This is a genomic window from Stutzerimonas zhaodongensis (assembly GCF_003696365.1).
GTDB classification, from domain to species: domain Bacteria; phylum Pseudomonadota; class Gammaproteobacteria; order Pseudomonadales; family Pseudomonadaceae; genus Stutzerimonas; species Stutzerimonas zhaodongensis.
The window spans coordinates 1,128,311-1,148,331 of the sequence record NZ_RFFM01000002.1; the positions used below are offsets into that span (position 1 = coordinate 1,128,311).

The 20,021-nt window shown below is 60.8% G+C and carries 18 protein-coding genes; 9 read left to right on the top strand and 9 right to left on the bottom strand.

Annotated elements, in window-relative coordinates:
- The first annotated feature begins 1 nt into the window (after position 1).
- Entirely contained in the window at positions 2-817 is an 816-nt protein-coding gene (locus EA797_RS13680) for a CbbQ/NirQ/NorQ/GpvN family protein (protein ID WP_122166017.1), read from the top strand.
- Between the two features lie 86 nt (positions 818-903).
- Positions 904-2,940 (top strand): nitric oxide reductase activation protein NorD, encoded by a 2,037-nt coding sequence (locus EA797_RS13685; protein ID WP_122166019.1) that lies wholly within the window; start codon positions 904-906, stop codon positions 2,938-2,940.
- A 44-nt stretch (positions 2,941-2,984) separates the two neighbouring features.
- On the opposite strand, the gene mscL is transcribed toward EA797_RS13685, so the two are convergent.
- The gene (gene mscL / locus EA797_RS13690; protein ID WP_122166021.1) at positions 2,985-3,395 is read right to left on the bottom strand and encodes a large-conductance mechanosensitive channel protein MscL; all 411 of its coding nucleotides are present in this window, start codon (positions 3,393-3,395) and stop codon (positions 2,985-2,987) included.
- 198 nt (positions 3,396-3,593) lie between these two features.
- On the opposite strand from mscL, the gene EA797_RS13695 reads away from it, so the two are divergent.
- Positions 3,594-3,863 carry an HP1242/YdcH family protein gene (locus EA797_RS13695; RefSeq protein ID WP_122166022.1) on the top strand — a complete coding sequence of 90 codons (270 nt, stop codon included), beginning with the start codon at positions 3,594-3,596 and terminating at the stop codon, positions 3,861-3,863.
- 130 nt (positions 3,864-3,993) lie between these two features.
- Here EA797_RS13695 and EA797_RS13700 read toward each other — a convergent pair whose 3' ends face one another.
- Positions 3,994-4,428 (bottom strand): CopD family protein, encoded by a 435-nt coding sequence (locus tag EA797_RS13700; RefSeq protein WP_122166024.1) that lies wholly within the window; start codon positions 4,426-4,428, stop codon positions 3,994-3,996.
- A gap of 116 nt (positions 4,429-4,544) precedes the next feature.
- On the opposite strand from EA797_RS13700, the gene radA reads away from it, so the two are divergent.
- Positions 4,545-5,906, top strand: coding sequence for a DNA repair protein RadA (radA, locus tag EA797_RS13705; protein WP_122166026.1), 1,362 nt, complete (start codon positions 4,545-4,547; stop codon positions 5,904-5,906).
- A 76-nt stretch (positions 5,907-5,982) separates the two neighbouring features.
- Here radA and EA797_RS13710 read toward each other — a convergent pair whose 3' ends face one another.
- The 6 genes from EA797_RS13710 to EA797_RS13735 form a co-directional block, all read right to left on the bottom strand.
- Positions 5,983-6,363, bottom strand: a complete 381-nt coding sequence (locus EA797_RS13710; protein ID WP_122166028.1) for a PilZ domain-containing protein — start codon at positions 6,361-6,363, stop codon at positions 5,983-5,985.
- 59 nt (positions 6,364-6,422) lie between these two features.
- Complete coding sequence (locus tag EA797_RS13715; RefSeq protein WP_122166030.1) at positions 6,423-6,884, bottom strand: methyltransferase family protein; 462 nt, start codon at positions 6,882-6,884, stop codon at positions 6,423-6,425.
- Between the two features lie 87 nt (positions 6,885-6,971).
- Positions 6,972-7,610: a response regulator gene (locus tag EA797_RS13720; protein WP_122166032.1), complete on the bottom strand. Its 639-nt coding sequence runs from the start codon at positions 7,608-7,610 to the stop codon at positions 6,972-6,974.
- 34 nt (positions 7,611-7,644) lie between these two features.
- Complete coding sequence (locus EA797_RS13725) at positions 7,645-8,997, bottom strand: cache domain-containing protein (protein ID WP_122166034.1); 1,353 nt, start codon at positions 8,995-8,997, stop codon at positions 7,645-7,647.
- Between the two features lie 175 nt (positions 8,998-9,172).
- On the bottom strand, positions 9,173-10,426 hold the full coding sequence (glyA, locus tag EA797_RS13730; protein ID WP_122166036.1) for a serine hydroxymethyltransferase: 1,254 nt from the start codon (positions 10,424-10,426) through the stop codon (positions 9,173-9,175).
- Positions 10,427-10,549: 123 nt separating this feature from the next.
- Positions 10,550-13,516, bottom strand: a complete 2,967-nt coding sequence (locus tag EA797_RS13735) for a sensor domain-containing protein (protein ID WP_425275573.1) — start codon at positions 13,514-13,516, stop codon at positions 10,550-10,552.
- Between the two features lie 212 nt (positions 13,517-13,728).
- Between EA797_RS13735 and ettA the strand changes: the two genes are divergently transcribed.
- The 5 genes from ettA (at position 13,729) to siaD (ending at position 19,301) form a co-directional block, all read left to right on the top strand.
- Positions 13,729-15,393, top strand: coding sequence for an energy-dependent translational throttle protein EttA (gene ettA, locus EA797_RS13740; protein WP_122166039.1), 1,665 nt, complete (start codon positions 13,729-13,731; stop codon positions 15,391-15,393).
- Between the two features lie 150 nt (positions 15,394-15,543).
- Positions 15,544-17,535 (top strand): biofilm regulation protein phosphatase SiaA, encoded by a 1,992-nt coding sequence (gene siaA, locus EA797_RS13745; protein WP_122166041.1) that lies wholly within the window; start codon positions 15,544-15,546, stop codon positions 17,533-17,535.
- Positions 17,536-17,563: 28 nt separating this feature from the next.
- Positions 17,564-18,109, top strand: coding sequence for a biofilm regulation protein kinase SiaB (gene siaB, locus EA797_RS13750; protein ID WP_122166043.1), 546 nt, complete (start codon positions 17,564-17,566; stop codon positions 18,107-18,109).
- A gap of 19 nt (positions 18,110-18,128) precedes the next feature.
- The gene (siaC, locus tag EA797_RS13755; protein WP_122166045.1) at positions 18,129-18,506 is read left to right on the top strand and encodes a biofilm regulation phosphoprotein SiaC; all 378 of its coding nucleotides are present in this window, start codon (positions 18,129-18,131) and stop codon (positions 18,504-18,506) included.
- Positions 18,507-18,515: 9 nt separating this feature from the next.
- Positions 18,516-19,301, top strand: coding sequence for a biofilm regulation diguanylate cyclase SiaD (siaD, locus tag EA797_RS13760; RefSeq protein ID WP_122166047.1), 786 nt, complete (start codon positions 18,516-18,518; stop codon positions 19,299-19,301).
- Between the two features lie 15 nt (positions 19,302-19,316).
- Here the strand turns inward: siaD and EA797_RS13765 are convergent, their stop codons facing one another.
- Positions 19,317-19,823: a gluconokinase gene (locus EA797_RS13765; RefSeq protein ID WP_122166049.1), complete on the bottom strand. Its 507-nt coding sequence runs from the start codon at positions 19,821-19,823 to the stop codon at positions 19,317-19,319.
- Positions 19,824-20,021 lie beyond the last annotated feature (198 nt).

Below are 20,021 nucleotides of genomic sequence, written 5' to 3' on the forward strand. Positions count from 1 at the left end.
CATGGATCAATCGGTGCACGACCTCACTGCTAACCAACCCAGGGACGAGCCCTGGTACCGCCCTGCAGGCAACGAAGTCAGCCTGTTCGAGCACTGCCACAACCGCGGTCTGGCCGTCATGCTCAAGGGGCCGACCGGCTGCGGCAAGACCCGCTTCGTCGAACACATGGCATGGCGCCTGGGTCGGCCGCTGATCACCATCCCCTGTCACGACGACCTAGCGGCAAGCGACCTTATCGGTCGCTACCTGATCCGCCACGACGGCACCGTCTGGCAGGATGGGCCGCTCACCCGAGCGGTTCGCGAAGGCGCCATCTGCTATCTCGACGAGGTGGTCGAGGCTCGGCAGGACACCGTGGTCGTGCTGCACGCACTGACCGACTACCGACGGACATTGCCGATCGACAAGACCGGCGAGAGCGTCAGGGCTGCGCCGGGTTTCCAACTGGTCGTTTCCTATAACCCCGGCTACCAGCGCATGCTCAAGGACCTGAAGCCCAGCACCCGACAACGCTTCGTCGCCATGGACCTGGACTTTCCAGCAGCCGAGCACGAAGCGCTGATCGTGCAGCATGAAAGCGGGGTCGAAACGGCCCTCGCCAAAGGGCTGGTCAGCCTTGCCGGGCGGATTCGCCAGCTGCGCGACCGCGGCCTGGCGGAGGTGCCAAGCACTCGACTGCTGATCGCCGCGGGCACACTGACCCTCTGTGGCATTCCGGTACGGGAGGCCTGCTATGCCGCCATCGTCTCGCCGCTGTCCGATGAACCCTCGATGGTCAGCACCCTGCGCGATCTGGTTGACGGCACTTTTGTTTAGGACTTGCTTGAGCGCGTTTTCATCGGCGAGCGACGAGCAGCCCGGTTGCGGCCTTGATCTGTCAAGAAGCCGCAGTGAGCCAACCCATGGCTGAAGCCGAAGAGCTGGTCAGCGACGCCGCGCGCCACGCAACCGTTTTCGCGCAGCGGCTGTGGCGACGCTATCGTCCCTTACCCAAAGGCCCGCCAACAGTGCTGCTCGCCGATAACGCAGCCCGCCTGGACCTTTTGATTACGGCCGTTACGGGTATGAGCTACCCGATCAGGATCGCTCAGCCACCGGCGCTGCCAACCCTGCTAGCGCGGCTCTTCCGACGCTCCCAGGCCCCCTGGCAACGGCAGGCAGTTCCAGCTACAGACGGCCGGAGGCTTTGGCTACCTGCTGACTCCTGCATCGAGGACCCCGTCAGAGGGAGTGAACACTATCGAGTCATGGCGCTGCAGCAGGCGATACGGGCTAAACGAGGCAGCGCAGACCTCAGTGACCAGATGCTGTCGCCGCTGCAAGCGGACGCCTACCTGCTGCTCGAAGCCTGGGCGGTCGATGAAGCACTGGTCGGAATGCTGCCAGGCCTGGCTCCAGCCGTTGAGGCCTTTCGGCAACATGCATTGCGACAACGGCCCGCCTTCTCGACCTTCTCACGCGCTCGGCAGCCGCTCGAAGCACTGCTGCGCCAGCTGCTCGCCAGCCCCTGCAGTCAGAGGCCACCTGGCTTCACCTTGAGCGAGTCGCCAGAGCATTCAAGATCTCTGATCGGACCATTGCTCGCCACGCTGAACCTGCCATCGGATGCTCGCTCGCTGGGTAACGCGCCGCTGCTCAGGGATTGCTGGACCGGCAGCCTCGTGCGCCCCAGCGGGACTACCGAAGTGCTGACCGAAAGACAGCCAGCTGACGATTCATTTACCAAGGACGCCACTCCACCGCGCGGTGCCAAGCTGGCACGTCGCCCCGATCTTCGCCAAGCGACGGAGGACGAGGACAAGCACGACGATGGAATATTCATGGTGCAGGCCGACGAGCCGCACCAGCATGCGGAGGACCCGCTGGGCTTGACTCGCCCGGTGGATCACGATGAGAACACGAGCGCCGATGATTATGGCGACATGCTTTCCGAACTCCCGGAAGCACGTCTTGTGTCGATGCCTGGCAGGCCCAAGGAAGTGCTGATTTCGGACGACCCGCCCGACGGCAATACAGCCCTGCAACTCAAGCGAGCTATCGCTGATGGACAGGGCCTGCGATATCCCGAGTGGGACTACCGGGCCGGGCACTATATACAGCCAGGAGCGACAGTCAGAGTGTTGCCCAACCTGCCCGGATCTCAGCAGTGGGTCGAGGCCACACTGCAAGAGCACCGCTCGATGCTGAACCAGATCCGCAGGCGCTTCGAAATGCTCAGGGCCCGTCGAGTAACGCGACGGCGTCAGCTGGACGGCGATGAGATCGACTTGCAGGCCTATATCGACAGTTATGCCGACTTCAGAGCAGGCGGTTCGCTTTCCGACGCCTTGTATCAGAACCGCCGCACAGCGGAACGGGACCTGGCCATCACATTGCTCATCGATGTCAGTGGTTCAACCGATGGCTGGGTGTCGGCCGAACGCAGGATCATCGATGTGGAGCGCGAGGCGCTGCTGATCGTATGCGTCGCGCTGGAAGGCCTGGGCGAGCCCTATGCCGTGCAGGCCTTTTCCGGAGAAGGGCCGGACGCCGTCATCGTTCGACAGCTGAAAAGCTTCAACGAACCCTTCAGCAACGATGTGGCACTGCGGATCAGCGCTCTCGAGCCTGAGCATTACACCCGGGCGGGCGCGGCTATTCGCCACTCAACCAGCAGCCTTCTGGAGCAACCGGCAACTCACCGCCTGCTGCTCCTGCTCTCGGATGGCAAGCCAAACGACAAGGATGAATACGAAGGGCACTACGGCGTTGAGGACATGCGACAGGCCGTGACCGAAGCCAATCTTCAAGGCATTTCGACGTTCTGCCTGACGATCGATCGCCAGGCAGCCAGCTATCTGCCGAAGGTGTTCGGCGCGCACCAGTACGCGTTGCTTCCCAAGGCAGAGCTGCTCCCGGTCGTTCTGCTGGAATGGCTCAAGCGGCTGATCGCGACGTGACTGCTGGACTGCCTCTATGGCGGACTGCTTTCAGAAGACAGCTGTCAGGGGCGATTCTGAGCGCGCAGCGCATCCCTGATCTCGGTCAGCAACACCTCTTCTTTACTTGGAGCTGGCGGCGCAGACGGTGCTTCGGCCTCTTTGCGCTTGAGATGGTTGATGCCCTTGACCGCGAGGAAAATCGCAAAGGCCACGATAGTGAAGTCGAATACCGTCTGGATGAAGCGCCCATAGCTCAAGGTAACGGCGGGCGTATCACCTACCGCCTGCTTGAGCACGATAGCCAGATCCGAGAAATCCACCCCGCCGATCAACATGCCCAGCGGCGGCGTAACGACATCGGCAACAAAGGACGAGACAATCTTGGTGAACGCAGCGCCGACAATGATGCCCACTGCCATATCGATGACATTGCCCCTGACTGCAAACGCTTTGAATTCGCTGATCATGCCCATCTGTGGAGTTCCCGTTCGGTTGAAATGAGTCGTCTTGCCCGTTTCGGCTGCACAAGCATAGGCGGGCTTGATCTACCGGGCCAGACCGCTTCGACGACCGACGGGTAAAGTGCTTTGGCGACCTCTTGATCGCCGTCAAAAGCAATGCACGGGCGCGCGGCTAAGGTACAGCTCTCAGCACACAACCGGAGCGGCACCATGCACGTCGAACATCACCCACTGGTCAAGGATTTCCCGGAAAAGCGCGAATTGCTTCAGCAGATGCGCCAGCAGGATCCGAACTTCGCTCGCAAGGCCCACACCTACGAGGAGCTGGACAAGCAGATATGTCGCGCGGAAGACGGCGTGGAAACGCTCGATGACGCAGCGCTCGGTGCCCTCAAGCAGGAGCGCGTTGCGCTGAAGGACGACATTGCCCGCGACCTCAAGCGCGCCAGTGGCAGCTGCTGTGGAGGCTGTTGCGGCTGATCCAGCCCTATAAATTGCCCACCCACCCACCCGCCCGCTCAGGCTCAGCCTGACGAGGCGGGTTGTGTTACACCCCCTCGATTGCGCCAGCCCTGCAACGCTCTTCCGAGCGCGACGCAATGCTACGGTGTCAGAACAAGCCGCCGAATCTGAAGCCCGAGCCAACCCAAACGAACGCGACCGCCGTCAGGGTGATAAGCACGATATGCACGCCTAGTTGCGGCAGCCGCTGGGCATCGAGTTTCGGAATAATCGCCAGCCGTGCATGCACGCCCAGCACCGCAGTGAAGACCGACAGTGCCAGCTTGGCCTGAACCAGATGAGCTATAGGCGAATCGCCGAACCACTGCGAATGCGGAAGCCACCGCCCGGCCAGCCAGATCCCGGTGACGATCTGCAGTAACAGCGCCGGGATACCGACCCTCTCGTAAAGCTGCTCGAATGCCCGTACCGGCTGCACATCGCGGCGTTGCAAAGCGCCTGGTAGCACGCTGAACAGCAGCACCAGATGGCCGCCCACCCAGACACTGGCGCCGAGCAGATGCAGAAACAACAAATGGCGCATGACGGGTCACTCCTGTTCGATTTGTTTACAGTCTGGCGGTTGTAGCAGCGCTTTTGGCTGATGACGATCAAGTCAGCCGTTATCATGCGGCTCCACTCGTCCGACGCGGAGCTACCATGGCCAAGGCCAAGCGCATGTATGGCTGCACAGAATGCGGCTCGACCTTTCCAAAATGGGCCGGCCAGTGCGGCGACTGCGGCGCCTGGAATACCCTGGTAGAAACCGTCATCGACGGTGCCGCCCCACCTTCGGGCCGCGCCGGCTGGGCCGGTGACCCGGCCAACATCAAGACCCTGGCCGAAGTCAGTGTTGAGGAGGTGCCGCGCTTCTCCACCGCTTCTGGTGAGCTGGACCGGGTTCTCGGCGGCGGATTGGTAGACGGCTCCGTCGTCCTGATCGGCGGGGACCCAGGGATCGGCAAGTCCACCATCCTGCTACAGACCCTATGCAACATTGCTCGGCAGTTCCCTGCGCTCTACGTCACTGGTGAGGAATCTCAACAGCAGGTCGCCATGCGCGCGCGTCGCCTGGACCTTCCCCAGGACAAACTCAAGGTCATGACCGAGACGTGCATCGAATCGATCATCGCCACCGCCCGGCTGGAAAAGCCCAAAGTGATGGTGATCGACTCGATCCAGACCATCTTCACCGAACAGCTGCAATCGGCACCCGGCGGGGTCGCCCAGGTCAGGGAGAGCGCGGCATTGCTGGTGCGCTTTGCCAAGCAGAGCGGCACGGCGATCTTTCTGGTCGGACATGTGACCAAGGAAGGCGCACTGGCTGGGCCGCGCGTACTGGAGCACATGGTGGACACCGTGCTCTATTTCGAAGGCGAGTCGGATGGGCGTCTGCGCCTGCTGCGCGCGGTGAAGAACCGCTTCGGCGCGATCAACGAGCTGGGCGTGTTCGGCATGACCGACAAAGGCTTGAAGGAAGTCACCAATCCCTCGGCCATCTTTCTAACCAGGGCGCAGGAAGCGGTACCCGGCAGCGTGGTCATGGCGACCTGGGAAGGCACCCGGCCGATGCTGGTGGAAGTGCAGGCGCTGGTCGACACCAGCCACATGGCCAATCCCCGCCGCGTGACGCTCGGTCTCGACCAGAACCGCCTGGCCATGCTGCTGGCGGTGCTGCATCGCCACGGCGGCATTCCTACCTATGACCAGGACGTGTTCATCAACGTGGTGGGAGGGGTCAAGGTACTGGAGACTGCTTCTGACCTGGCGCTCATGGCTGCGGTGATCTCCAGCCTGCGCAATCGCCCGCTGGATACCGATCTGCTGGTGTTCGGCGAAGTGGGCCTGTCAGGTGAAATCCGCCCGGTGCCGAGCGGCCAGGAGCGCTTGAAGGAAGCCGCCAAACATGGATTCAAACGCGCAATCGTACCCAAGGGCAATGCGCCGAAGGAGTCGCCCGCCGGCTTGCAAGTGATCGCCGTAACACGCCTGGAGCAGGCACTTGATGCACTCTTCGAATAAGGCCAATACCCGGCGCTGCAGGTAACGGCAGCGCGCCTACTGAATCGCGGCGCCCCGGGAATTCGAGTGCAACTGATCAGCTCGCATCGCTTGCCTGGCCAAGCGCCGCCAGTTCACGTTCGAGCAGCGCCTCGTCACCAAGGTTGAGCTCCACCAGACGCCGCAGGTGGCTGATCGAGTCGACATCGATGTGCCGACAGACCATGCCCAAGAGTTCACCTTCTCCGTGCGTCATCTCCACCTGCATGCGCACTTCGGCATCATCTGACAGCCGTATGCGGGCCTCGAATGGCTGGGCGGGATCGGCTTCCCAGTCTGCAGGACGATGCACCAGCAGCCCCTTGAGTGAAAGATCGTTAAGCTGCACGGGCCAATGGTTCTGACCTTGCACCAGCTCCGTTTCGGCGTCGAATTCGAAGCGCTGGAAGCGCCGGCGATCACTGCTCGTTTCGTTCATCCTATCCACTCCACTAGATTTCTCATTCAACTATAGGCCAGGCGCGTCAGAGGTCGCGCTCACAGCCAGCGGCGCACACGCCGGCGGTAGGTTCGATAATCGTCACCAAACAACCGGGTCAACAAATGCTCTTCGTGAACGATCACAGTGCGCTGCATGCAAAAGATCAGCAAGGGCAGCAGCAGCCACGGCCATATACTTTCGAGCAACAGCCCGATCCCGCAATAAACGAGGGTATCAGCCAGATAGATGGGATTGCGGGAGAAGCGAAACGGCCCGGTTTGCAACAGGCTGGTCGGTTTACCATAGGGGTTGATGGTGGTGCGATGGCGGTACATCTCCAGTGCAGACCACAGCATCAGGCCAGCGCCAACCGCGATTGAAACCCAGCCGGCATAGCGCACCAGCTCAAGGGACGGGAGGTCGAGCGCAACCCATTTCGCAAGCCCCCACGCGCATCCAACGAAAACCAGATAGACCAAGGGCGGCGGCGGTATCACGCTGGCAGAGGGCTGAGTCATGGTGCGTCCCCGAGATATGGAAAACACTATCCTACAGAGCCATCGCGCCAATTCGATGGTTAATTCGCCTTATGGATACTCGCTCGATCAATGCTGACCCGGCAGCCAACCGTGCACCATAGCGTGCTTCATCAGGTCCGCAGGTCGGTCGATATCGAGCTTGCGCCGAATGCTCAGCCGGTGAGTTTCCACCGTACGCACGCTTATTTGCAGAGCACGTGCCATGGTCTTGTTGTTATGACCCTGGGCCAGCATCAGCAGCACTTCACGCTCGCGCGGCGTCAGCTCGCGCTCCTCGGTGCCGCGGCTGGCCAGCTTTTCGGCGATCCCCTCGCTGTAGTAGGTGCCTCCGGCCGCAATCGCCTCGATGGCGACGATGATTTCTCGGGACGGCGCATCCTTGAGTACATAACCGCGCGCGCCGACTTTCACTGAGGTGTTCAGATACTCCTGATTGTCGTACATGCTCAGGATCAGCACGCGCAGATCCGGAAACTGCTGGCGCAGCGACTGGGTCAGTTCGAGGCCATTGACGTCCTTTAGGCCGATGTCCATCAACACCACATCAGCATCGACCCGGCTGAGCAGTTCGAGCGCTTCTGCACCACCACCTGCCTCGCCGACCACATCCAGTTCGGGTACGGCCATCAGCAGTGCGCGGATGCCGTCCCGAACCAAAGCATGGTCGTCGATCAGTACCACCTTGATGCAATCTTGCGGGTGCATTGAGCGAGCCTCTTGTTATTGAACAACCCTGAACTCAGCCAGCTCGTGCCGGCAAGGTGACGTCCAGCTCGGTACCGCCTGCTGCCGACAACAGGGTGAATTTGCCGCCAAAATGCTCCACCCGTTCACGAATGTTGCGCAAGCCGATAGCGCCACCCTTGATACTGTCGAGCCGGCGCGGGTTGAAGCCGACGCCGTCATCTCGAACCCTCAACCGTACCGACGCATCATCGCCGTCCAGGCTGATGTGCACCGCTTGTGCCGCGGCGTGCCGTTCGATGTTGGTCAGAGCCTCTTGCAACACACGAAACAGCGCAACGGCCACCGCGTCATCCAGATCGTCATCGCCCAGATCGTTGCTGTATAGCATCTTCAGCCCGCTACGCTGCTCGAACTCTGCCACAAGCTGGCCGATAGCCGCCGGCAGCCCCAGCGTATCCAGCAGCGAAGGATGCAGATCGTGGGAAATCCGGCGCACCTCGCCGATTGCGCCAGCCAGCCGCTCAACCCCTGTATCAAGGGTAATCATGCCTTTAGGGTTACCGATGGCAAGTTCATGGCTGGCCAGCTCGAACTGGAACTTGATCGAAACCAGTAACTGGCTGATACCGTCGTGCAGTTCTCGCGATACGCGAGAACGCTCCTCCTCCTGCAGGCTGACGATGCGCTGGGTCAGCAGCTGGAGTTTGCGGTCGGCCAAGCGTCTTTCGCTGACGTTCAACGTCAAACCACTGGCGAACACCAGCAGTACCGCGACCAACGCTACGCCAGCGATGGCCAGCATGGTCGTGTAGATACCGCTGGCCACTTCCTCGCGTACTTGAAGGATCGCTTGATCCACATCCTCCAGGTAAATCCCGGTGCCTAGCATCCAGCCCCAGCGCTCCAGCATCACCACATATGCCAGCTTCTCGGCGAACTGCCCGGTCGAGGGCTTCTGCCAGGCGTAGCGCTGGAAGCCCTTGCCGGTCTCGGCACTGTGCATGAGCGCCTGAATGACTGGCAAGCCGTTGGGGTCGGTCATGTTCCACAAGTCTTTGCCGACCAATTCGCTCTGTCGCGGGTGCATCAGGTTGCGACCACTGCGGTCGTAGACGAAGAAGTAGCCATCGCTGCCAAAGCTGAATCGGCCCAGGGCTGCGAGCACCTTCTGTTTGGTTTCGTCGTCATCCCGACCATTGTCGTAGAGCGGAGCGATGGTGCTGAGCGCCATCTCGACGTAGTTTTTAAGCTCGGCATGCTTGCTGGCCAGGATACTGCTCTCGATCAGCTTGGCCTGTTGCTCGCCAAGCCGTTGGTTCTGGAACAGCACGAGCGCACAAACCACCGCCACGGCAAGCAACAAAGGCAGGATGCTGAGCGCGGCGATCTTGTGCTTGAGCTGCATCGAGCGTCTCCGTCGAACTGAACCGGGCCATGGGGAACGAACGTTAACCTACAGGGCGCGGCTGGGACAGTGCTACATGGCACTTTGCCTTGATCGCCGTATGCTATGGCACATAGCCTACCCTCGGAAACGAAAAAGCCCGGCGCAGGCCGGGCTTTCTGTGTTGCATCGAATGTTACTTACCGTAGACCGGGAATGTGGCGCATACCGCCTCAACCTTGCCACGCACCGCTTCGATCACCGACTCGTCGCCCATGTTGTCGAGGATGTCGCAGATCCAGCCAGCCAGGTCACGGCACTCGGTTTCGCCGAAGCCACGGGTAGTGACCGCCGGGGTGCCGATACGCAGACCGGAAGTCACGAACGGCGAGCGCGGGTCGTTCGGCACGCTGTTCTTGTTCACGGTGATGTGGGCATTACCCAGCGCCGCGTCAGCGTCCTTGCCGGTGATGTCCTGCTTGATCAGGCTGAGCAGGAACAGGTGATTCTGAGTACCACCGGAGACCACATTGAAGCCGCGCTGGATGAACACGTCGGCCATGGCCTGAGCGTTCTTGACCACCTGCTGCTGGTAAGCCTTGAACTCGGGCTGCAACGCTTCCTTGAAGCAAACCGCCTTGGCGGCAATGACGTGCTCCAGCGGGCCGCCCTGAGCGCCAGGGAATACGGCGGAGTTCAGCTTCTTCTCGATCTCGGCGTTGGCACGCGCCAGGATCAACCCGCCGCGTGGGCCGCGCAGGGTCTTGTGGGTGGTGGTGGTGACGACGTCCGCGAACGGAACCGGGTTCGGGTAGACGCCAGCGGCGACCAGACCGGCAACGTGAGCCATGTCGACGAACAGGTAGGCACCGACCTTGTCGGCGATCTCGCGGAAGCGCGGGAAATCCAGTTTCTGTGAGTAAGCGGAGAAGCCGGCGACGATCATTTTCGGCTTGTGCTCGACGGCCAGACGCTCGATTTCGTCATAGTCGATCAGGCCTTGATCGTTGATACCGTACTGCACCGCGTTGTACAGCTTGCCCGAGGAAGAAACGCTGGCGCCGTGGGTCAGGTGACCGCCGTGGGCCAGGCTCATGCCAAGGATGGTATCGCCTGCGCTGAGCAGCGCCAGGTAGACAGCGGCGTTGGCCTGGGAACCGGCGTGCGGCTGGACGTTGGCGTAATCAGCACCGAACAGCTCCTTGGCGCGATCGATAGCCAGTTGCTCGACCACGTCGACGTACTCGCAACCGCCGTAGTAGCGCTTGCCCGGATAGCCTTCGGCGTACTTGTTGGTCAGTACGGAACCCTGGGCTTCCATCACCGCCGGGCTGGTGTAGTTCTCCGAGGCGATCAGCTCGATGTGGTCTTCCTGACGCTTGGCTTCCTGCTCCATGGCAGCGAAGAGATCGGCGTCGAAACGGGCGAGGGTCAAATCACGGCTGAACATGGTTGGCAGTCCCCTGAGAATCAGCTGGCGGTAAAAAGAGAGCCGCGGATTCTACCTCATCCACTAAAACGCGGGTATGAAGCTTGGTCATCTGCAACATGAATCGAGCAACCGAGCCGGCGATCAACCCCAGGCTTGTCGACCTGCCAAAAGCGCGCTGGCTGAAATCGGTCGACCAAGATAGAAGCCCTGCACCTCGTCGCAGTTGTGCTCGCGCAGAAAATTCAGTTGCGCCTGATTTTCAACGCCCTCGGCGATCACCGACATGCCCAGACTGTGGGCCATGGCGATGATGGCCCGAGCGATCTGTCCGTCCTGCTCGCCCTGCGGGAGACCGTCGACGAAGCTGCGGTCGATCTTGAGCACGTCGATGGGGAACTGCTTGAGGTAGTTGAGTGAGGAATACCCTGTACCGAAGTCGTCGATAGCGATGGAGGGCCCGAGTTGCTTCAATGAGCCGAGAACTCGCATGGCCTCTCCGACATCCTGCATCAGGATGCTTTCTGTGAGTTCCAGCTCCAGGCAAGCCGGGGCGATACCGCTGGCAGCCAGTAGCGTGGCGATCCGTTGCGCGAGCTTGCCGTCGGCGAATTGGCGAGCGGAAATATTGACTGACACCTTCGGCACCGCCCTGCCCTGCGCCTGCCACTGAGCGATTTGCCTGCAGGCTTCACCGATCACCCAGTCACCTACTTCAACCACCAACCCCAGCTCCTCAAGTGCGGGAATGAAGTCGCCGGGCGGCACCAGACCACGCGCTGGGTGCTGCCAGCGCAACAAGGCTTCGACCCCAGTGAGCGTCCGCCCATCGGCGAGAAACTGCGGCTGGTAGTGCAACACGAACTGCTGCTGCTCGAGCGCATGGCGCAGGTCGCTTTCCAGTTCGAGACGCTCCAGCGCACGAGCGTTCATCTCGGCCTGGTAGAACTGGAAGTTGTTCTTGCCGCGTTCCTTGGCGTGATACATCGCGGTGTCGGCGTTCTTCATCAGCTGGCTGATGTCGTCGCCGTCCTGTGGGCTGAGGGCGATGCCGATGCTGGCGGTGACGAAGAACTCACGCCCGGACAATACGAAGGGTTCGGTAAGACTGGCCAGGATCCGCTCGCCGACATGAATGGCGCGGGTCAGGGCCTCGTCGCGATCAGGCGCGGCGCGTAAGAGAAAGGTGAATTCATCGCCGCCCATACGGGCAACCGTGTCGTCTTCCTCGACACAAGAAGCCAGACGCATGGCGACTTCCTTGAGCATTCGGTCGCCCGCGGCGTGGCCGAGGGAATCATTGATCGGTTTGAAACGATCCAGATCCAGGAACATCAACGCGACCCAGGCACCACGACGCGAGGCCAGTTGCAGGCTGCTGTGCAGACGATCCTGGAACAGTGTCCGGTTGGGTAGCTGGGTCAGGCTGTCGTAATAGGCCAAGCGGTGAATGCGCTTCTCGCTGGCCTTACGCTCGCTCATGTCGCTGAAAAAGCACACGTAACTGACCAGATCATCCTCGGCGTCTCGCACCGCGGTGATCCCGATCCAGCACGGATAGGTGTCGCCGTCCTTGCGCTTGAGCCAGAGTTCACCCTCCCACTTGCCGGCCCTGAGGATCTGGTCGCGCACGAAGGTCATCTGGTTGGCCTGCTGTCGATCCGCGCTCAGTGCCGTCGGCCATAGCCCCACTACTTCGTCGCCGGAGTAGCCGGTAATCCGCTCGAACGCGTCATTCACCTGCACGATCCTGCCAGCCGGATCGGTTACAACGATCGCGGCCGAAGAATGTTCGAACACGGTCGCGGCGCGGCGAAGCTCCTTTTCAGCCTGGCGTTGCTTGCTGATGTCTCGACCGACACACAGGGTACCGTCGAATCGATTGTTCTCATTCCAGATCAGCGTAATGCGCAGCTCGATCGCCACTGGCCGACCATCAGCGGTGAGGCAATCGAAGTACAGCGTCTGACCCTGCAGGCTCTGCCCGAGCTCGGCCAGCGCAGTTGGGTTGAACGAAGCCTTCCGAACCTTGCGCATCAGGTCGTAGAAGCGCGCCGCCTGCCGCGGCTTGGTCACCACACGATCCAATCCGTGCTGCATCGTCCACTCCGCGCTATACCCCAACACGGTCTGTACAGACGGACTCACATAGTCGATCTGAACCGCACTGTCGGTGGTGAAGATGACGTCCTGCAGGCTGCCGGCCAGCATGCGGTAGCGGCGCTCGCTGTCGCGCAGCGAATGGCTGTATTCGATGGTGGACGTTACGTCGCGCGCAACACCGATCAGTCGTCGCACCTTTCCCAGTTCATCCCGGGCCAGCACCTGCTCGGTCACGCAGAACCAGTGCCACTTGCCGTTTCGATGACGCCAACGCAAAAACGACTCCTGCACCACGCCGTCGACCATGGACCCGCGCAGCGCCAGCAACCGCCAGATGTACTCCTGGTCATCCGGGTGACTGATGCGACGCCAGAACAGATTGCCATCTTCGCCGCGCTCCTCTTCGCTGTAGCCCAGCCGGGACGCTAGGTTGCTGTTGCTGAACAGCAACTTGCCCGCGACCAGATCCTGTACATAAAGAGTGTCGGGCACTGCACGCAGCACTTCGGACCAGAAGCGCTCGCGTTCGGAAAGCGCTTGCTGAGCCAGCTGCTCGGCGGTGATATCGCGCATCACCCAAACGAATCCGGACGATTGCAATGCACCTGCCGGATTAAGATGACGGCGGGTCACGGAAAACAGCCGACTTTCGCCATTCTGCAACAGCCGCACCGCATCAAGATTGAGCTCGGCGTGCGCGCTGGTCGCGTCGAGAGCCGCCGAATCCAGCATCGGTAATAGCTCGCGCAATGCGTAACGCCGAGCATGCCGATTACTAACGCCGAACATCTCCTCGGCCCGGCCGTTGAGAAACTGAAGCCGGCCGGCAAAATCGCTGATCAGAATGCGCTCTTCAATCGCTCCAAGTGCGCTGGCCGAATAGCGCAGTGCCTGCAATTGGGTTCTCAGTCGCGGCGGGATCGGCAGCCATGCCGCTGCTGCAAACATCAGCCGAGCGAGCCTGCCGAAACGGGGCGAGACGGACAGCGAAGGATGTGGACCGGCCAAACGACTATGTCCTTTTCTCTGGCAGTTGGAGATGCCGACTCATCGACATTCGAATGGCGCCAAGAATGCCTCGATGGATATCAAAGCGCCAGCATCGATTGAGCAGTTGGTTTGCCCTGTATGGAGCATTCCGGTAGCTTTGCCAGTTCGGTCCGACCCGCCCACGCTGGCGGGATTCGCCTCCTTTTTCCTCGTCACGGGCATTCGTCTCCATGGCTCAATACGTCTATACCATGCACCGGCTCGGCAAAGTCGTTCCGCCGAAGCGTGAAATCCTCAAGAACATCTCCCTGTCATTCTTTCCCGGCGCCAAGATCGGCGTACTCGGCCTTAACGGCTCGGGCAAGTCCACCCTGCTGAAGATCATGGCGGGCGTCGACACTGAATTCGATGGCGAGGCGCGGGCGATGCCCGAGCTGAATGTCGGCTACCTGCCACAGGAACCCGAGCTCGATCCGAACAAGACGGTTCGCGAAGTGGTGGAAGAAGCTGTCAGCAGCATCAAGGACGCCCAGGCACGACTGGACGAGGTCTACGCGGCCTACGCCGAACCGGACGCCGATTTCGACAAGCTGGCCGCCGAACAGGCCAAGCTCGAAGCCATCCTGCAGGCCAGCGATGGTCACAACCTCGAGCGCCAGCTCGAAGTTGCCGCGGATGCCCTGCGTCTGCCGCCATGGGATGCCAAGGTCGAACATCTATCCGGCGGCGAGAAGCGCCGTGTCGCGCTGTGCCGCCTGCTGCTGTCTGCACCGGACATGCTGCTGCTCGACGAACCGACCAACCACCTGGATGCCGACTCGGTCGCCTGGCTGGAGCACTTCCTGCACGACTTTCCGGGCACCGTGGTCGCGATCACCCACGATCGTTACTTCCTCGACAACGTGGCTGGCTGGATTCTGGAACTCGACCGCGGCCAGGGCATCCCCTACGAGGGCAACTACTCCGGCTGGCTGGAAGCGAAATCCAACCGTCTGGCGCAGGAATCCAAGCAGCAGTCGGCCCATGAAAAAGCCATGAAGGAAGAGCTGGAGTGGGTGCGCAAAGGCGCCAAGGCCCGCCAGTCCAAGTCCAAGGCACGCTTGCAGCGCTTCGAGGAAATGCAGTCGCAGGAATTCCAGAAGCGCAGCGAAACCAACGAGATCTACATCCCCGCCGGCCCGCGTCTGGGTGACAAGGTGATCGATTTCAACAACGTCACCAAGAGTTACGGTGATCGTGTGCTGATCGAAAACCTGTCATTCAGCATGCCCAAAGGCGCCATCGTCGGCGTGATCGGCGGAAACGGCGCAGGCAAATCCACTCTGTTCCGCATGATCATGGGCAAGGAGCAACCCGACTCGGGCAGCATCGAGATCGGCGACACCGTTCAGGTCGCCTGCGTCGATCAGAGCCGCGATGATCTGGACGGGGGCAAGACCGTTTGGGAAGCCGTTTCCGATGGCGCGGATATGATCCGCATCGGCAACTACGAAGTCCCGTCGCGCACTTACGTGGGACGCTTCAACTTCAAGGGGGGCGACCAGCAGAAGTTCGTCAAGGATCTTTCCGGTGGTGAACGCGGACGGCTGCATCTGGCGCTGACGCTCAAGGAAGGCGCCAACGTGCTACTGCTCGACGAACCGTCAAACGACCTCGACGTAGAAACCCTGCGCTCGCTGGAAGAAGCGCTGCTGGACTTCCCTGGCGCGGCCATCGTCATCTCTCACGATCGCTGGTTCCTGGACCGTGTCGCCACCCACATCCTGTCCTATGAGGACAACGGCGACATCGTCTTCTTCGAAGGCAACTACACCGAGTACGAGGCCGATCGCAAGAAACGCCTTGGCGACGCTGCTGCTCAGCCGCACCGGGTGAAGTACAAGAAACTCGCCTGATGAAAACGGAAAACGGAGCTGCAAAGCTCCGTTTTCCTGCGTGCACAACAAACCGGTAGCGACTGGCTGGATGCCAGGCTTGCCACCTTGGACGCTCGGCATCGCCCCCAGCAATGCCAGCTTTGGATTCAAAGGACGGATAACCACCACATGGCGGCCCTGGGATTACGTGGCAAATCGCTGTTGGCGTTATTGCTTACCTTTGTTCTTGCGATAGGTGTTGCGGCGCTGGTCGGGCGAGAAGCGCTCAAAGGTGTTCAGAGCCGTTTCGGCGACGCCTATGCGCGCAACGTCGTGCAGTTCAACCGCGAGCGGCTTTTCGCTCCGGTTACGCGCGAGCTGGCACTGGCGCAGCGCCTGGCCGAATCGCAGATCACACGAGGATGGCTGCGCGAAGAAGAGGATCCCGCGAAGCGTGCGCTGTTCTTCAGCGAGGCAGCCGGTTATCAGCGAGCGCTATCCGATCACTCCTACTTCGCCGCTTCGGCGGCCAGTGGCCGTTACTACTCGAACGGTGACGACCTGGTGCCGAGCGAGGCGCCGCGTTACGAGATGAGCCCGGATGCCAGTGAGGACGAATGGTTCTATATCACCCTCAGATCCGAGGCGCCCTACCACCTCAACGTTGATCGCTCAGCCGTCAGTCAGGACCTGAAGATCTGGTTCAACGTCGTCGTACGTGACGATGATCAGCCCCTCGGCGTTGTCGGCTCGGGAATCAGCCTGAATGCGTTCATCAATGATTTCATCAGGGATGACAAGGCAGGCGTCGAGTCGATGGTGCTCGACAGCTACGGCTCGATTCTGGTCCACCCCAACCAGAATCTGGTCACGCTCAACGCGGACACCCCCCAGGGCCGATCACTGTCAACCAATCTGCTGGGCCTGCTCGATGACATCGAGCAGGCCACGGCGCTGCGCCAGGCCATGGCATACAGTCGAGAGCACCCGGGCGACACCGCCACGCTGCAGGTAAGCATCGACAACGAACCAAGGTTGTTGGCGATGGCCTGGATTCCAGAGTTGGAATGGTTCGTCACCAGCGCTGTGGATCTGCGCACGGCACAGGTAGTCGAGATCAGGCCGCTGCTGCCGGCCATCGGTGCGATTCTACTGCTGTTTCTGCTGCTCATCGCCGGAGGCGCCTGGCTGGTCGACAGACGCGTGCTCCGCCCCCTGCGTCAGCTGCGCAAGAGCGCTCAAGCTATTGCTGCCGGGCAATTCGATACGCCGCTGCCGAAGATGCGGAACGATGAGATCGGTGAGCTCAGCGCTGCATTCGGCAGCATGGCGCAGAAGGTTCGCAGCCATACCGGCGAACTGGAAAGCCGCGTGCGCGAGCGGACCCGTGAACTTGAGCAGGTCAACCGGGACATGGCCGCCGCCCACAAGAAAATCGACGATTCGATCGAATATGCCAGTCTGATTCAGCATTCGATCCTTCCCAAGCGTCAGCTGATGGCCGATCTCGACGAACGTCACGCAGTGCTCTGGCATCCTCGGGACATCGTCGGCGGCGACTTCTATGTCTATCGCTCCGCTGAGCACGGCTGCCTGCTTGGTGTGGTCGACTGCGCCGGACACGGTGTTCCGGGTGCCCTGATGACCATGCTTGCCCATGCCACGATCGACCAGGCGATTGCCGACGCCGGGTTGCATGACCCTGCCGCGATTCTTGCCCGCACCGACGCCATCGTGCGCAAGATGCTGCGCGACGATGCAGTCGAACACGCGCTCGCCACCAACATGGACGTGGGTTTGGCCTACGTTGACTTCATTCGCAGGACCGTGACTTATGCAGGCGCCAAGGTCGCGCTTTACTACAGCGACGGCGAACGCATAGACGAACTGCGCGCAGGGAGGCGAGCGATCGGAGACCGTCGACCTTGCGAATACCAGAATGCCGACATCCAGCTCGAGCCCGGACGTACCTTTTATCTCGCCACAGATGGGTTCCTTGACCAGGCAGGCGGTGAGCTAGGCTATGGCTTCGGTAACAGTCGCTTCGCTGAGATGATCCTGCGTCATGCTCGTCTGCCCATGAATGAGCAGTGCGCCGCGTTCAAAGCCACTCTGGATGAATACCAGGGCGATTACCCCCAGCGTGACGACATCACAATGCTGTGTTTCCGTTTCGATTGAGCGTCATCCACCGGAGCCGAGTTACCCCATGGAAAGCCTTGACCTGTTCGCCATGCGCGAAAGCTACAATCGGCAGCAGATTATGCTGTGCTTCAACGGACCGATATCACGCAGCCTCATCGAGGAGATAGGCAACGCGCTGCGCAATTACCTGGCCGCCGATCACGCCAACCCGTCTTCCGCCATGGATGTCTTCGCCGTTTACATAGAGATGACGCAGAACATCCGCCACTACGCCAAGGTCCACAACTGGGCGGACCAGGAGGCTGGCGCCACGGTCGTGGTCGCGCGTAACGATGACGATGGTCGCTACGTAGTCTCAGCCGGCAACCTGATCGAGACGGCCGACGGCGAAGCGCTGCTGGCGACGATCAAGGATCTGGCCGGCCTGGACAAGACGCAGCTCAAGGCCAGGTACAAAGAACAATTGCGCAAACCCCGTAAAGACAACACTGTCAGCGGTGCCGGTCTAGGCCTTATCGATATCGCACGCAAATCCAGTGAACCATTGAAAGCATCGCTCCAAGCCGTTGCCGATGGCCGATCCTTCATCAGCCTGAGCGCGGTCATCTGACTTCAAGAGCCATAACCACATGAACGATTTCATCATCACCGGCAGCCAGTCATCGCCTGCCATACAGTCGGACTGGGAAAACGGCGTGCTCGCCATGCAAGGCGACTCCTACCCGGAAAACTCGTACGAGTTGTTCCACCAGGTCATCGAGTGGATCGAGCGCTACCTCGCTGAAGCCGGCCGTCCGCTTCGACTCGAGCTGCACCTGCTGTATCTGAACACCAGTAGCATCAAGGCCGTCATGGATATCTTCGATCTGCTCGAGGCGGCGCATCAGGACGGCAAGTCGGTCGCGGTCAACTGGCACTACGATCGGCGCAATGAGCGTGTGGTAGAACTGGCCGAAGAATTCAAGGAAGACTGCACCTTTCCGTTCATGATCCTCAGTGACGACTAGTAGGTCCTTATGCGTGGGCAAAATCCGTTGGAAAGCCAGGTCGTGGAATCGTTGTCCGATCCGCACAACCAGGGCCACCCGTTGCATGAAACGCTGAGCCAGCTGTGGGAAGCACACCACAACCTGCTCAACCGCATCGAGCGAATTGCCCGTGTATCCGATGGCTATCAGAGCATCGTGCGTGAACGTGAGATGAGTCTTTCAGCCCGTTTCGACAAGCAGCTCCGACAGCTCGAGAAAGTGGCGAGGATTTCCGATCGCTACCAGACGATGATGCGCGATCTGAACATTGCCCTGCGGGAAGCCTCCACCCATGACGCCCTGACCGGTATCGCCAACCGCCGCCTGCTCACCGAACGGCTACGCGAGGAAAGCGAACGCGCCAAGCGTTACTCCAGGCCCCTATGCGTGGTCATGGTCGACATAGATCGATTCAAGGCCATCAATGACGAACACGGCCACGAGATCGGCGACAACGTGTTGATGGAGGTCGTGCGCGTGATGGAGGCCGAGATCCGCGAGCATGACCTGGTCGGCCGGTGGGGTGGCGAGGAATTCCTTGTGCTCATGCCCGAGACCTCAACCGACAGCGCAATTCTCGTGATGGAAAGATTACGTGAAGCGGTCGCCCGACTCCGTGTCAGGATCAACGACGAGTCGCTGTCCGTCACTGTAAGCCTGGGCTTGTCCGAGCTGCGTGCCGACGAAAACTACTCCAGCGCGATCAATCGCGCCGACGTGGCGCTGCTTCGCGCCAAGCGCAATGGGCGCAACCGCTACGAGCTGGCTGACTGACGTCACCCTCGGCCTTTAGCCGGTTGTATCCATACGCGATAGGCGTTGCACAAGCGTCTCGACGATCTGCTCAGGTGCTGGCGTGATATCCACTCGAAGCGCCTCGTCGTCGGCAGGTATCTCCAGCGTCTGCATCTGGCTGCGCAACAGGCTGGGATCGAAAAAATGTCCGGCGCGCGTGGCAAGACGCGTCATCAGCAGCTCTTCCGAACCGTCCAGATAGACCCAGACCACTTCGTCATCGCCATCACTGAGAAGCTCCCGATAGCTTCGCTTGAGTGCGGAACAGGCGAATACCCAGTCGTTTCCCTGCTCGCGTTGAGCGACGATTGCTGCCCGCATGGCTTCAAGCCAGGGGCGGCGATCTTCGTCTTGCAAGGCGACGCCGCTGGCCATCTTCTGCCTGTTGCCTTCGCTATGGAACTCGTCAGCGTCGGAAAAGCCGCAGCCGAGGCGATCGGCCAGCATCTCGCCAATGGTGGTTTTTCCGCTTCCCGCAACACCCATGATAATGACGATCACTTGAACCCCTACATTGCAGCGACATTCCGGATAGGCCGCATTCTGGACGAGCCACGGCCTTGCGCTTCCAGTCTTCGGTCTTGAGGCCGCAGCGAAGTTCCTTGGAACCGGCTGCCAGAAACGCTACATCTCGGCCAGGCAAGCCCCGACGCGTTACGCAATCTGGAAATGAAAACGGCGTCCCTTCGCCTTCGCGAG